Raw genomic sequence first — 13,070 nt, 5'->3', positions numbered from 1 at the left:
GCGCTTGCGCCGGGTTTTTATTGGCCCAGCCAGTGGGCTTGGCCGCCCCCACAGGTAACCGCACCTACCTGCAAGATCAAGGCAAGGCGTGCTTAGACCAACACCCCACCCAGGGCACTGACCAACTGCGCCAACTGCGGCGCCTCCCCGTGCAAGCGCACGGCCAGCCCCTCGATCTCGCGCCTTGGCGGGTATTGCTTGCGCAACTGGTCGAACGCTGCTCGCTGTTGCTGCGGATCATCGCTGAGGCTACGGCGGAAATCGGCATCATCACGGCGCGGGTCATACACGGCGCGACACAGGGTGGCCAAGGCCCAGGACAGGTCGGTGCTGGCATCCAGCTCGATCTGCGCCAGCGGTGGCTTGGGCAGCAGCTCGGCCAGTCGCACCTGCTCATTCACACCGAGGAAGCGACACAGCGCCTGGTAGATCTGCGCCGTGCCACGCTGGCGGCCATCGAGGCTATAGCCGGCAATGTGCGGCGTAGCCAGGGTGCACAGGTCGGCCAACGTCAGGTCGACCTGCGGCTCCCCTTCCCACACATCCAGCACCGCGTGCACGTCTTCACGGTCCAGCAGCAGCTCGCGCAGGGCCACGTTGTCCACCACCGGGCCACGGCTGGCGTTTACCAGCCAGGCACCCGGGCGCAACTGTGCCAGCTGCGCCTGCCCCAGCAGGTGCCAGGTCGGGTGCTGGCCGCCGCGTTGCAACGGGGTATGCAAGCTGATCACATCGCACTGCTGCAGGATGGTTTCGAGGCTGACGTAGTCGCCGCCCTCCGCGGCCTGACGCAACGGGTCGCACACCAGCACCTTCCAGCCCAGGCCATGCAGCACCCGCACGAGGCGGCCACCCACTTCACCCGCGCCGACAACGCCATATACGCGCTCAGGCAATGCCACGCCATCCAGTTCGGCCAGGGTCAGCAGGCTGCCCAGCACGTAATCGACCACGCCGCGGGCATTGCAGCCAGGTGCGCTGCTCCAGCGGATGCCAGCTTCTGCAAAGTAGTCCAGGTCCAGGTGATCAGTGCCGATGGTGCACGTGCCGACAAAGCGTACACGGCTGCCTTCGAGCAACTGACGGTCGACCTTGGTCACCGAGCGCACCAGCAGGATATCGGCGTCCTTGACGCTGGCAGCATCGAGGCTTCGGCCGGGGTAGCGGCGAATTTCACCGAAACCCTGGAAGAAGGCATCGAGCAGCGGGATGTTCTCGTCGGCAACTATCAGCATGGCGCTCTCCTGTCTGGGGAGCGCAGTGTAGGCGCAACGCCGGGCGTGTTCCAGAGCGATTCAGTCGGCTTTCTTGCGGATCCAGTACAGGAAAGTGCCGGCGTCCTCTTGTTGCTGCAGCAGCTCGTGGCCGAGGAAGTTGCAGAACTTGGGGATGTCGCGGCGGGTCGACGGGTCGGTGGCGATGACCTTGAGCAGGCCGCCGGCGGCCAGGTTGCGTACGTGCTGGTGCAGCATCATCACGGGTTCCGGGCAGTTCAGGCCGGTGGCATCGAGGATGGCGTCGGGGGTGAAATCGGTCATGGGGGGCTCCGAAAATGATCGCTATTGTCGCGCATAGCGCGACGCGGTCCAAGCACGGCTTTCAAACCCAGCGCTGAGTCAGGACAGACGAATTTGCTTCTTGCTTCTTGGATGTGGGCATTCACATCGAGTAGGTATTCATTCACGCAGGTGGCGCACAGTCACCTTTCCGCCCTTACGGCGGGTCCCTTTTTGTCGTGGCAAAAAGGAACCAAAAACCGTCGGCTCCCATCATCCGGCCCCTGCGCTGCGCTCCGGGGTCCCCTCGCTCCGGGCTTGCTCCCGGGAGGACCGCGCTGCAGGCCCCATCCTGGGGCCCAGCGCTTGACGGGCATCCATGCCCGTCACCTCCCTTCGCAAGCCCTGCACTCGGCCTCCTGAAGTCGCAATCTGCGTCGCCTGAACTATCGCGCGCTTAGAAGCAACAGCAAAAGCAGACGCAGACGCAGACGCAGAAACAGAAACAGAAACAGAAACAGAACGACGCGCTGGCCTCAGCGGGGCTTCAAGTCGAGCCGCCGCAGGTGGCAGGTTACTTCTTCACGGTCGTGGTACAGCTGCTTGCAGGCAATCGACACCTTGATCTTGCGTGCCTTGAATGTTGCCTCCATACGGTCGAGCAGGCGCCGTACTTCGGCATAACGCTGCTTCATCGGCAACTTCAGGTTGACCACCGCCTCGCGGCACAGCCCCTCACCCAGCCAGGTTTCAATCAGCGAGGTGGTACGCGCCGGCTTCTCGACGATATCGCACACCATCCAGTCTACCGGCTGCTTCGGCTGCCAGGTAAACCCATCGGCCATCAAGTGCTGGACCAGGCCTGTGTCCATCAGGCTTTCGGCCATCGGCCCGTTATCGATGGCTGTCACCAGCATGCCACGGCGCACCAGCTGGTAGGTCCAGCCACCCGGTGAGGCTCCCAGGTCGACGCCGGTCATGTCATCCCCCAGGCGCTGCTCCCACTGCTCACGCGGAATGAACTGGTGCCAGGCCTCTTCCAGTTTGAGTGTCGAACGGCTAGGTGCCTCGCGAGGGAACTTCAGGCGCGGGATGCCCATGGGCCACAAGGCGCTGTTGCTGGCCGATGCCACGCCGACAAATACCCGCCGGCCGCTGATGAAGGTCAGCAGCAAGCGTGGGCGACCGGGGTCGTCGACCAGGCGGCCGGCCTTCTCCAGGGCCTTGCGCAACGGCACTTCGAACTTTCGGCAAAAAGTGGACAATTCCTTGCCTTCGTTGCTGTCCAGCACCTCCAGCCAAAGGCTGCCGAACACCGGGAAGTCAACCAACTGCGCCAGCAGTACGCTGATGCGGTCACTTTCCGGCAGTTCAACGTAACCGCCACGTGCCCACTGCCGCGGGAAAATCAACTGGTTGAAACGCAGTTCCCCCATCAAGCGCTCGGCACCGCCCTCCTCGCTACAGACAAACTCGGCACTGGCACTTTGCGGCTTGCCTTTGGCATAGCCGGCAACACCCAGGCGGGCGGCATGTTCGCTGATTTCGGCGCAAACCTCGCCCTCGAAACCGGGCCGGCAATGCATGAACAGGGTATTCATCTCTCACTCCACGACGGCTGGCGCACCACAGGCGCCGGCAGGGCGGCGATGATAAAGGAAGTTCGGAACCTGCGACACGCCCCGCCGGTCCAGAAAAGGGTCAGGTAGCGTAAACCGGTCTAACCTGACCATTCAGCCAGGTCCGTGCCGTGCGGACCGATACAGAGCGGTGCTGCCGGCAAACCGTGAATATTTGCCGGGCACCGGTGCAGAAGGAGTTGGCAATGCCCTCGCTCGATAGCCTGAACACCCTCAAGCCCCTCAAGGTCGGCGACCAGACCTACCATTACTTCAGCCTCACCGAGGCCGCCCGCCAGCTGGGTGACCTGCAGCGCCTGCCCATGTCGCTTAAAGTGCTGCTGGAAAATCTGCTGCGTTGGGAGGATGGCGCGACCGTCACCGGCGACGACTTGCGCGCCATTGCCCAATGGCTTGGCGAACGCCGCTCGGACCGCGAGATCCAGTACCGCCCGGCGCGGGTGCTGATGCAGGACTTCACCGGCGTACCCGCCGTGGTCGACCTGGCGGCCATGCGCGCCGCCATGGCCAAGGCTGGCGGCGACCCGCAACGGATCAACCCGCTGTCACCGGTCGACCTGGTGATCGATCACTCGGTAATGGTCGACCGCTACGGCACGCCGCAAGCCTTTGCCGAAAACGTCGACATCGAAATGCAGCGCAATGGCGAGCGCTATGCCTTTCTGCGTTGGGGCCAGAGCGCCTTCGACAACTTCCGCGTAGTTCCCCCGGGCACCGGCATTTGCCACCAGGTCAACCTGGAGTACCTGGGCCGCACGGTGTGGACCCGTGAGGCCGACGGCCGCACCTATGCCTTCCCCGATACCTTGGTGGGCACAGACTCGCACACCACCATGATCAACGGCCTTGGCGTACTCGGCTGGGGTGTCGGCGGCATCGAAGCGGAAGCGGCCATGCTCGGCCAGCCGGTATCGATGCTGATCCCCGAAGTGATCGGCTTCAAGCTGACCGGCAAGCTGCGGGAGGGCATCACTGCCACTGACCTGGTGCTGACCGTGACGCAGATGCTGCGCAAGAAAGGCGTGGTGGGCAAGTTCGTTGAATTCTACGGCGACGGCCTGGCCGAGCTGCCCCTGGCCGACCGCGCGACCATCGCCAACATGGCACCGGAATACGGCGCCACCTGTGGCTTCTTCCCGGTCGACCAAGTCACCTTGGACTATCTGCGGCTTTCGGGCCGCCCCGAAACGACCGTGCAGCTGGTCGAACAGTACTGCAAGGCGCAGGGCATGTGGCGCCTGCCCGGCCAGGAGCCGTTATTCAGCGACACGCTGGCGCTGGACATGGACGACGTCGAAGCCAGCCTGGCCGGGCCCAAACGGCCACAGGACCGCGTAGCGCTGGGCCAGGTCAGCCAAGCCTTCGACCACTTCATCGAGCTGCAGCCCAAGCCGCTGGCCAAAGAAGTTGGCCGCCTGGAAAGCGAAGGTGGTGGCGGTGTCGCGGTGGGCAACGCCGACCAGGCCGGTGCAGTTGACTACAGCCATCAGGGCCAGACCCACACCCTGCGCGATGGCGCCGTGGTGATTGCCGCGATCACCTCATGTACCAACACGTCCAACCCCAGCGTGATGATGGCTGCCGGGTTGGTGGCAAAAAAAGCACTGGAAAAAGGCCTGCAACGCAAACCTTGGGTCAAGAGCTCGCTGGCGCCAGGCTCCAAGGTAGTCACCGACTACTTCAAGGCAGCCGGGCTCACGCCTTACCTCGACCAACTGGGTTTTGATCTGGTCGGTTATGGCTGCACCACCTGCATCGGCAACTCCGGCCCGCTGGACGAGGCGATCGAAAAAGCCATTGGCAGCGCCGACCTGACCGTGGCCTCTGTGCTATCGGGCAACCGCAACTTCGAGGGCCGCGTGCACCCACTGGTCAAGACCAACTGGCTGGCCTCGCCCCCGCTGGTGGTGGCCTACGCCCTGGCCGGCAGCGTGCGCCTGGACCTGACGCGCGATCCGCTGGGCTCAGGCAAGGACGGCCAACCGGTCTACCTGCGTGATATCTGGCCGACCCAGCAGGAAATTGCCGAGGCCGTGGCCAAGGTCGATACGGCGATGTTCCACAAGGAATACGCCGAAGTGTTCGCCGGTGATGCGCAATGGCAGGCCATCGAGGTGCCACAGGCCGCCACTTACGTGTGGCAGGCTGACTCCACCTACATCCAGCACCCACCGTTCTTCGACGGCATCGGCGGGCCACCGCCACAGATCGCCAATATTCACGGCGCACGGGTGCTGGCGCTGCTGGGCGACTCAGTGACCACCGACCACATTTCCCCCGCGGGCAACATCAAGACCGACAGCCCGGCCGGGCGCTACCTGCGGGAACAGGGTGTGGAGCCTCGCGACTTCAACTCCTACGGTTCGCGGCGTGGCAACCACGAAGTGATGATGCGCGGCACCTTCGCCAACATCCGTATCCGCAACGAAATGCTGGCAGGTGAAGAAGGCGGCAACACCTTGCATGTGCCCACTGGCGAGAAGCTGTCGATCTACGACGCGGCCATGCGTTACCAGCAGGAAGGCACCCCACTGCTGGTGATTGCCGGCCAGGAGTACGGCACCGGCTCGAGCCGCGACTGGGCAGCCAAGGGTACCAACCTGCTGGGGGTCAAGGCCGTGCTGGCAGAAAGCTTCGAGCGTATTCACCGCTCCAACCTGGTGGGCATGGGCGTGTTGCCACTGCAATTCAAGGCCGGGCACAACCGCAAACAGCTGGGGCTGACCGGCAAGGAACAGATCGATGTACTGGGGCTGGACGGCGCACATATTCGCCCCGGCATGAGCCTGCCCTTGCGCATTACCCGCGAGGATGGCCAGCAGGAACAGATCGAGGTGCTATGCCGGATTGATACCCTGAACGAGGTGGAATACTTCAAGGCGGGGGGGATTCTGCACTATGTGTTGCGCCAGATGATCGCCGGTTGAGACGGAGCGTCTGGCCGAAGATGTGTTCCGCTCTCTAGACCGAGCGCTGCGCGGGCGGCGCTCGGTCTCCTACACGCCAATACCCCAAAGCTATATGCTTTAAAGTCCCACGCGACAGCACTGGCCCTTGGCCATCCATTCGGTCATCATCTGACTTACCCGTCATTGAGTGCAATCAATGAACCAAATATCCATTCAATAAAACCAGCGGCTTGCCGATACCTGTCGAAAGCCCTGCGGACTATCACCCATGCGTAACAACCAGCCGATTACCCAGAGAGAACGGACTTTCCCTGCCCAGCAGCGGTTGATCTCCACTACCAACGCCAAGGGTGTGGTCACCTACTGCAACGATGCCTTTATCGAAATCAGTGGATTCACCCGCGAGGAGCTGACTGGCGCACCGCACAACCTGGTGCGTCACCCCGACGTACCGCCTGCCGTGTTTGCCCATATGTGGCAAACCCTCAAGCAGGGCCAGCCGTGGATGGGCATCGTCAAGAACCGCTGCAAGTCCGGTGACCATTACTGGGTCAACGCCTATGTCACACCCATCTTCGATAACAACCAGGTTGTCGGTTTCGAATCGGTGCGGGTCAAGCCCACCGCCGAGCAGATCCGCCGCGCCGAGGCCCTGTATCAGCGCATCAACCAGGGCAAGCCACCGGTACCGCGCCGCGACAAGTGGCTGCCAGTGCTGCAGGACTGGCTACCGTTCATCCTGATCAGCCAGGTGGGCTTCCTGATCGGCAACTGGCTGGGTCATTCCTGGGGCTTTGCCTTGGCCGCAGGGCTTTCGGTACCACTGGGCCTGCTCGGCCTGAGCTGGCAGCAGCGCGGCCTCAAGCGCCTGCTGCGCCTGGCCGAGCAAACCACTTCCGACCCACTGATCGCGCAGATGTACACCGACAGCCGTGGCGTGCAGGCGCGCCTGGAAATGGCCATGCTCAGCCAGGACGCACGCATGAAAACCTGCCTGACCCGCCTACAAGACAGTGCCGAACTCCTGAGCGACCAGGCACGCCAGTCCGATGCCTTGGCGCACAAGAGCTCTACGGGGCTGGAGCGCCAGCGGGTGGAGACCGAGCAAGTCGCCGCTGCGGTAAACCAGATGGCCGCCACCACTCAGGAAGTGGCCAACCATGTGCAGCGCACCGCCGATGCCACCCAGGAAGCCAACCGCCTGACCAGCCAAGGCCGGCAAATTGCCGGAGAAACCCGCGAGGCCATCGAACGTCTGTCGGCGGCAGTGGGCGAGACCGGCCAGACGGTTACGCAACTGGCCAAAGACAGCGACGAGATTGGTGGCGTGGTCGACGTGATCAAGGGCATCGCCGACCAGACCAACCTGCTGGCACTGAACGCAGCCATTGAAGCGGCGCGCGCCGGTGAAATGGGCCGTGGTTTTGCCGTAGTGGCTGATGAAGTGCGTCAGTTGGCCCAGCGCACCGCCGAATCCACCGGGCAGATCCATGGCCTGATCGCCAAGCTGCAACAGACCGCCAGTAACGCAGTGCAGACCATGGAAACCGGCCACCGCCAGGCACAGGAAGGCGTCGACCGGGTAATGCAGGCTGACGAGGCGTTGGTAGGCATCAGCGAAGCGGTGGCCAATATCACCGACATGGCCACCCAGATTGCAGCTGCAACCGAGGAGCAGACCGCAGTGGCTGACGAGATCAGCCGCAACATCAGCACCATTGCCGAACTGGCCGACCAGACCGCCGAACAGGCGCAGCACTCGGCACTGCTGAGCGAGGAACTGACCAGCACGGCGGGCAGCCAGTATTCGCTGGTGGAGCGCTTCAACCGCTGAAGCTCGCGACTTGGCCCTCCGCCGCGGTGGAGGGCACCGGCTCTGCCGGTGTTCGCGGGCAAGCCCGCCCCTACAACGGAATGTGCCGAACCACCGATGCGTGCGTAGGAGCGGGTTTACCCGCGAATACGGTAGCGGCGGCAACGGTGAACGACGGCTGGAAATTGGCCAGCAGGGCCGGCCCTTTCGCGGGTAAACCCGCTCCTACGACGGAATGTGCCGAACCACCTACGCGTGCGTAGGAGCGGGTTTACCCGCGAATACGGTAGCGGCGGCAACGGTGAACGGCGGGTGGAGATTGGCCAGCAGGGCCGGCCCTTTCGCGGGTAAACCCGCTCCTACACGCGGCCTGTGCCGAACCACCGATGCGTGCGTAGGAGCGGGTTTACCCGCGAATACGGTAGCGGCGGCAACGGTGAACGGCGGGTGGAAATTGGCCAGCAGGCCCGGCCCTTTCGCAGGTGAACCCGCTTGCTGTGTTACCAGTCCAACCGCAACCGGCTCTCGAAGTAGCGCTCTTCGCCACTCAGCGGGTCCTCGAAACGCAGGCTCTGCGCCAACAGTTTCAGCGGCCGCTGGTAGTCATCCTCTTCATTGAGCAACTGCGGATAGAACGGGTCATTGCTGATCCCTGCCCCCAAGGCCGCCATGTGCACACGCAACTGATGGGTCTTGCCGGTCACGGGCGATAGCCCATAGCGCCATCGCTCACCGTTCTTCTCCAGCACCTCGGCCAGGGTTTCACTGTTGGCCTCACCCTCCACCTCATGCATGCGGAAAAATGGCTCGCCATGCACCAGGCGGCTTTTGTGCACCAGCGGAAATGCATGCTGCGGCATGGCAGCGGCAATGGCCTGGTAACGCTTGTCGATACGCCGCTCGGGGAACAGCCGCTGGTAGGCGCTGCGGCTGTGCGGGTTGGCGGAAAACAGCACGAGCCCAGCGGTGTGCCGGTCGATGCGGTGCAACGGCACCAGGTGCGGATTGTCCAGACGACGGATCAGGCGGCGCAACAAGGTCTGCTCGACGTATTCACCCGTCGGCGTCACCGGCAGGAAATGCGGTTTATCGGCCACCACCAGGTGCTCGTCCACATGCAGCACCACCTCCTGCACCGGAATCGGCCGTTCGTTCGGCACTTCGCGGAAGTAATGCAAACGCATGCCACGCTTGTAAGGCAGGTCGGCGGCAACTGCGTGCCCGTTGGCATCCAGCACCCGGCCACGGGCAAAGCGGTCAAGCCACTGGGCGCGGTCGATGGCCTTGAAATGGTCACACAAGCAATCGAGCACCGTCACCCAGTTACCAGGTGGCAGGCACACCGTACTGGCTTGCTGGCGGGCGGGGTCGAAAGGCGTGGTCATGGCTGGGCTCGAGACGTTCATGGCCGCGCATTATCGCCCAAGCCCGCCCCCTCAACCAGCCTGGGCCATCGCCTCGCAGCGCTCCTTCAGCCAGCGCAGTACCTGCACCGGCTCCCAGCGGCCAGGGTCGTAGAGTGCATAGAGCAACCCCTCATAACCCACCACATCCAGCCCTCGGTGGTAACCGGCCCGCTGGAACAAGGCCTCGATCTCGGCGAAGCAGGTATTGAAGTGGACTTTGCCGAACGGCGTGCAGTCGCCCGTCACCAGGCCTTCGAGGCGCAGTTCCAGAACGGCGTCAGCCACCCGATCCACGGGCATGCGGTTGACGCTGTACTTGAGTTGCTCGACATTGAGCATGGCTTCACCTCGATACTGTATTTATATACAGCATACGAACATCCCCTTGCTGCCGTCAATGCGCTTCATTGCAGCCCCGCCAGGTAGCCGCTGCCTTTACGCAGGGTCAGCACCTGCCTGCGCGGCGTGCCGCGCGTCACCGACAGGTGCACCCATTTATCGAATTCCAGGATCAGCTGATCGAAGGGCACCTTACTTTCGCTGACTCGCCGAACGGTCTCGCGCGGGCTGACCTCGATCACCGTGAAGTCCGCCGCCAGCCCTTGCACGTGCTGGCTATCGGAGGCGCCACCGATCAACCGATTGACCCTTTCACTGCGATACCCGCTGCTGATGATGATGGGCGCGTCGAACAATGCACGTACCTGTTCCAGCGCACAGCACAGCAATTGCAGGTTGGCCCTGGCTTCGAGGGGCGGTGCATTATCGAACCCTTCGCGGGCGGCGAGCTGGGAAACGGTCATTTCATCGAAGGTGAAATGTGGAGTGATGAACATGGCGAGCTATTCCGATGATGGAGAAGGTTACCGGCGACGGTGCGCCTCCACCGGATCATCAGCTCGCTTCACAGATCATGGAGCAGGGTTGCAACTCCTCTGCAGCCATCATTGCCCAAGAAAAGCCACCACTTGTTCGGTATCGAACGGCCAGTGCAGCTCGGCGCCGTTGTCACAGCGCCGCAGCACCGGAATGATCAGGCCATAACGTTCGAACAAAAGCTCGCTCTCGGCGATATCGACCAGCTCTACCAGCAGGCCATGATCGACGAGAGGCATCAACACAGCCTCGGCCACTTCGCAGAGGTGGCAGCCGAGGGTGCCGAACAGTTGACATTCAGGCAGCATGTGGCAGGTCCCGGGTTGGCATACACAGAAGCCTATTCTAGGCGCGCCACGCCCACCCTGCACCTGACCAGGCTCAATCCTGGCTGGTAGCACCGATCCGGTGCAGCGACAGGTCCGCGCCCTGGAACTCCTGCTCATGGCTCAAGCGCAGGCCATGCAACGCACGAATGGCTCCGTACACGGCAAAGCCACCGGCCAAGGCCACCAGCACGCCCATCAGGCTGCCCAGCAACTGGCTGACCAGGCTGACACCGCCCATGCCGCCCAGCGCCACCTGGCCGAACACGCCACAGGCGATGCCCCCCCACACGCCACACAGGCCATGCAACGGCCACACACCCAGGACGTCGTCGATTTTCCAGCGATTTTGCGCGGCGGTGAAGGTCCAGACAAACAGAGCGCCGGCCACCAGGCCGGTGGCGAGCGCACCCACCGGGTGCATCAGATCGGAACCTGCGCAAATCGCCACCAGCCCGGCCAGCGGGCCGTTATGCAGAAAGCCCGGGTCGTTGCGCCCGGCCAGCAACGCCGACAGGGTGCCACCCACCATCGCCATCAGCGAGTTGATCGCCACCAGGCCGCTGACGCCCTGCAAGGTCTGGGCACTCATGACGTTGAAGCCAAACCAGCCGATGATGAGGATCCACGAGCCCAACGCCAGAAAGGGAATGCTCGACGGCGCAAACGCCACCAATCGGCCCTCGCGGTAGCGCCCACGGCGCGCCCCCAGCAGCAGCACCGCCGCCAGCGCCAGCCAGCCCCCCATGGCGTGTACCACCACAGACCCGGCAAAGTCGTGGAACGGTGCGCCGAAGCGTGCCTGCAGCCAAGCCTGCACGCCCAGGTTGCCGTTCCACACCACGCCCTCGAAGAACGGATAGACGAACGCCACGATCAACGCCGTGGCGCACAACTGCGGCACGAACCGCGCCCGCTCGGCAATGCCCCCGGAGATGATCGCCGGAATCGCCGCCGCAAAGGTCAGCAGGAAGAAGCACTTGACCAGCGCATAGCCATGGTCGACAGCCAGTGTTGTCGCCGGCTGGAAGAAGTTGACTCCGTAGGCGATCCAGTAGCCTATAAAGAAGTAGACCAGCGCCGAGATGGCAAAGTCGCTGAGGATCTTCGACAAGGCGTTGACCTGGTTCTTGTGGCGCACCGTGCCCACTTCAAGGAACGCGAAGCCGGCATGCATGGCCAGCACCAGAATGGCGCCCATGAGAATGAACAGGGTGTTGGAACCGTGGACCAGAGAGTCCATAGCGCTGTGCATGTTTTCCATGAAATAGGCAGACCTGCTGAAAAAGGCACCAGGACAGTTCAAGAACCTGCATCCCTGCACCGAATCGGTGCCAGCCCCTACCCTGTTCAGGTGAGCGGGGTGAAGCCTGCGTGGTTTTTTCTTGGGTTTGTCGTGGATTGGGTTAAGGTTTATCGGTATCCGCTGCGCGGGCGCCCTGAATCGGCGCAAAACCGGTCATAGGCGCTCCGCAACGTGGCAAAAACTTAGCAAGGCCCATACCAGCAGCCGCACTTGAACCTTCCATGCGTGCTGTCACTCGAACTACCAACACTCATCGACAGGGAGAGACCCATGGCCAGCAAATCGGCAAAGAATGCACAAGAGATATTGATGGCTGACTTCCAGGCCTTGGTGCGCGACACCGAGAAGCTGCTGGCCGACACCGCCAACCTGGCCGGCGACCAGGCCGACGAGTTGCGCGAGCAGATTCACGAGCGCCTGACCCAGGCCCGCGAAACCCTGCAACTGACCCAGGACTCGGTACGTGAACGCGGTCAGGCAGCGCTTGGCAGCGCCGAGCAGTACGTGCAGGAAAACCCGTGGCGGGCAATCGGCATCGCGGCCGGCGTCGGCCTGTTGATCGGTCTGCTGGCCAACCGGCGCTAAGGGGAACCCATGGAGAATGACGCCAACGGCGCCGGCGCTTCGGGTAAGCGCCTGGGCGCGGCCATGCTGGGGCTGCTGCACAGCCACATCGAGCTGTTCGGTATCGAGTTGCAGGAGCAGAAGGGCCGTACCTTGAGCCTGCTGCTGTTCGCCGGCCTGGCGCTGGTGTTCGCCCTGCTGCTGCTGACCGCGCTGTCCGGGCTGCTGCTGGTGCTGCTGTGGGACAGCTATCGACTGGCCGGTATCATTGGCCTGTGCGTGTTCTATGGCATTGCCGCCCTGTACTGCGGCGTGCGCCTGAAGGCGGCGGTGTTCGACGAATCATCGCCCTTCGGCGCCACCCTCGACGAACTTGCCAAGGACAGGGAGCGCCTGTTGCCATGAGCCTGCCAGAACTGCCAAACACGCGTAACCCGCGCGAACTGCGCAAGGCGCTGCTGCGCCTGCGCATGGAGATGCACCGCCAGGAAATCCGTCATGAGTCCGGTCAGTTGCTTGAACCGCTGCGCCGCGTGCGCGGCATGGGCAGCTCGCTACATGAAGGCCTGGGTATCAAGCATGCGCCACTGTGGGGCATCGGCGCTGTGGTGGCGCTGGGCTTTCTCACCGGCAAGGGCGTACGCAGCGGCAACCTGACGCGCCTGGTACGGTTGGGCAGCACCCTGCTGCCGCTGGTACGCCTCTACCTGCAAGGCGGCCGCCGGCCCTGACGC

13 protein-coding genes are annotated in these 13,070 nt (G+C 63.3%); 5 read left to right on the top strand and 8 right to left on the bottom strand.

The features are described 5' to 3' along the window. Positions 1–92 precede the first annotated feature (92 nt). From pdxB to rlmM, 3 genes are all read right to left on the bottom strand, one after another. A complete protein-coding gene (pdxB, locus tag V6093_RS25910) occupies positions 93–1,235 on the bottom strand; it encodes a 4-phosphoerythronate dehydrogenase PdxB (protein ID WP_004577094.1) in 1,143 nt (380 codons plus the stop codon). 60 nt (positions 1,236–1,295) lie between these two features. After that, positions 1,296–1,538, bottom strand: a complete 243-nt coding sequence (tusA, locus tag V6093_RS25905) for a sulfurtransferase TusA (protein ID WP_003248727.1) — start codon at positions 1,536–1,538, stop codon at positions 1,296–1,298. Between the two features lie 494 nt (positions 1,539–2,032). Further along, entirely contained in the window at positions 2,033–3,097 is a 1,065-nt protein-coding gene (rlmM, locus tag V6093_RS25900; protein ID WP_047604582.1) for a 23S rRNA (cytidine(2498)-2'-O)-methyltransferase RlmM, read from the bottom strand. A gap of 224 nt (positions 3,098–3,321) precedes the next feature. Between rlmM and acnA the strand changes: the two genes are divergently transcribed. Together acnA and V6093_RS25890 are read left to right on the top strand one after the other, a co-directional pair. Continuing rightward, positions 3,322–6,063, top strand: coding sequence for an aconitate hydratase AcnA (gene acnA, locus V6093_RS25895; RefSeq protein WP_265979721.1), 2,742 nt, complete (start codon positions 3,322–3,324; stop codon positions 6,061–6,063). 250 nt (positions 6,064–6,313) lie between these two features. Further along, complete coding sequence (locus tag V6093_RS25890; protein ID WP_003248720.1) at positions 6,314–7,879, top strand: PAS domain-containing methyl-accepting chemotaxis protein; 1,566 nt, start codon at positions 6,314–6,316, stop codon at positions 7,877–7,879. A 479-nt stretch (positions 7,880–8,358) separates the two neighbouring features. On the opposite strand, the gene V6093_RS25885 is transcribed toward V6093_RS25890, so the two are convergent. The 5 genes from V6093_RS25885 to V6093_RS25865 form a co-directional block, all read right to left on the bottom strand. Beyond that, the gene (locus tag V6093_RS25885; protein WP_003248719.1) at positions 8,359–9,243 is read right to left on the bottom strand and encodes a pseudouridine synthase; all 885 of its coding nucleotides are present in this window, start codon (positions 9,241–9,243) and stop codon (positions 8,359–8,361) included. Positions 9,244–9,294: 51 nt separating this feature from the next. Continuing rightward, positions 9,295–9,603: a hypothetical protein gene (locus V6093_RS25880; RefSeq protein WP_003248718.1), complete on the bottom strand. Its 309-nt coding sequence runs from the start codon at positions 9,601–9,603 to the stop codon at positions 9,295–9,297. A gap of 65 nt (positions 9,604–9,668) precedes the next feature. Beyond that, positions 9,669–10,100 (bottom strand): D-Ala-D-Ala carboxypeptidase family metallohydrolase, encoded by a 432-nt coding sequence (locus tag V6093_RS25875; RefSeq protein ID WP_047604580.1) that lies wholly within the window; start codon positions 10,098–10,100, stop codon positions 9,669–9,671. 108 nt (positions 10,101–10,208) lie between these two features. After that, complete coding sequence (locus V6093_RS25870; protein ID WP_003248714.1) at positions 10,209–10,448, bottom strand: glutaredoxin family protein; 240 nt, start codon at positions 10,446–10,448, stop codon at positions 10,209–10,211. A gap of 73 nt (positions 10,449–10,521) precedes the next feature. Next, on the bottom strand, positions 10,522–11,730 hold the full coding sequence (locus tag V6093_RS25865; RefSeq protein ID WP_012053177.1) for an ammonium transporter: 1,209 nt from the start codon (positions 11,728–11,730) through the stop codon (positions 10,522–10,524). A 312-nt stretch (positions 11,731–12,042) separates the two neighbouring features. Between V6093_RS25865 and V6093_RS25860 the strand changes: the two genes are divergently transcribed. Genes V6093_RS25860 through V6093_RS25850 form a run of 3 tightly spaced genes read left to right on the top strand, consistent with a single transcriptional unit; the run spans position 12,043 to position 13,067 of the window. After that, on the top strand, positions 12,043–12,357 hold the full coding sequence (locus V6093_RS25860; RefSeq protein ID WP_003248709.1) for a YqjD family protein: 315 nt from the start codon (positions 12,043–12,045) through the stop codon (positions 12,355–12,357). Positions 12,358–12,366: 9 nt separating this feature from the next. Further along, positions 12,367–12,741, top strand: coding sequence for a phage holin family protein (locus tag V6093_RS25855; protein ID WP_003248706.1), 375 nt, complete (start codon positions 12,367–12,369; stop codon positions 12,739–12,741). Next, positions 12,738–13,067 (top strand): hypothetical protein, encoded by a 330-nt coding sequence (locus V6093_RS25850; protein WP_003248704.1) that lies wholly within the window; start codon positions 12,738–12,740, stop codon positions 13,065–13,067. The genes V6093_RS25855 and V6093_RS25850 overlap by 4 nt, the downstream gene beginning before the upstream one ends. The last annotated feature ends 3 nt before the right edge of the window (positions 13,068–13,070 follow it).

The sequence above is a fragment of the Pseudomonas putida group bacterium ESBL64 genome, assembly GCF_045277175.1.
GTDB lineage: Bacteria > Pseudomonadota > Gammaproteobacteria > Pseudomonadales > Pseudomonadaceae > Aquipseudomonas > Aquipseudomonas alloputida.
The sequence above is the reverse complement of the archived record's forward strand: the minus strand, read 5'-3'. Positions and strand labels throughout refer to the sequence as shown.

Excerpts from the sequence above, each read along its gene's own strand:
- V6093_RS25875 (WP_047604580.1), bottom strand. The coding sequence starts at position 10,100 with ATGTTCATCACTCCACATTTCACCTTCGATGAAATGACCGTTTCCCAG.
- tusA (WP_003248727.1), bottom strand. The coding sequence starts at position 1,538 with ATGACCGATTTCACCCCCGACGCCATCCTCGATGCCACCGGCCTGAAC.
- V6093_RS25850 (WP_003248704.1), top strand. The coding sequence starts at position 12,738 with ATGAGCCTGCCAGAACTGCCAAACACGCGTAACCCGCGCGAACTGCGC.
- pdxB (WP_004577094.1), bottom strand. The coding sequence starts at position 1,235 with ATGCTGATAGTTGCCGACGAGAACATCCCGCTGCTCGATGCCTTCTTC.
- acnA (WP_265979721.1), top strand. The coding sequence starts at position 3,322 with ATGCCCTCGCTCGATAGCCTGAACACCCTCAAGCCCCTCAAGGTCGGC.
- V6093_RS25890 (WP_003248720.1), top strand. The coding sequence starts at position 6,314 with ATGCGTAACAACCAGCCGATTACCCAGAGAGAACGGACTTTCCCTGCC.
- V6093_RS25855 (WP_003248706.1), top strand. The coding sequence starts at position 12,367 with ATGGAGAATGACGCCAACGGCGCCGGCGCTTCGGGTAAGCGCCTGGGC.
- rlmM (WP_047604582.1), bottom strand. The coding sequence starts at position 3,097 with ATGAATACCCTGTTCATGCATTGCCGGCCCGGTTTCGAGGGCGAGGTT.
- V6093_RS25865 (WP_012053177.1), bottom strand. The coding sequence starts at position 11,730 with ATGGAAAACATGCACAGCGCTATGGACTCTCTGGTCCACGGTTCCAAC.
- V6093_RS25870 (WP_003248714.1), bottom strand. The coding sequence starts at position 10,448 with ATGCTGCCTGAATGTCAACTGTTCGGCACCCTCGGCTGCCACCTCTGC.
- V6093_RS25860 (WP_003248709.1), top strand. The coding sequence starts at position 12,043 with ATGGCCAGCAAATCGGCAAAGAATGCACAAGAGATATTGATGGCTGAC.
- V6093_RS25885 (WP_003248719.1), bottom strand. The coding sequence starts at position 9,243 with ATGACCACGCCTTTCGACCCCGCCCGCCAGCAAGCCAGTACGGTGTGC.
- V6093_RS25880 (WP_003248718.1), bottom strand. The coding sequence starts at position 9,603 with ATGCTCAATGTCGAGCAACTCAAGTACAGCGTCAACCGCATGCCCGTG.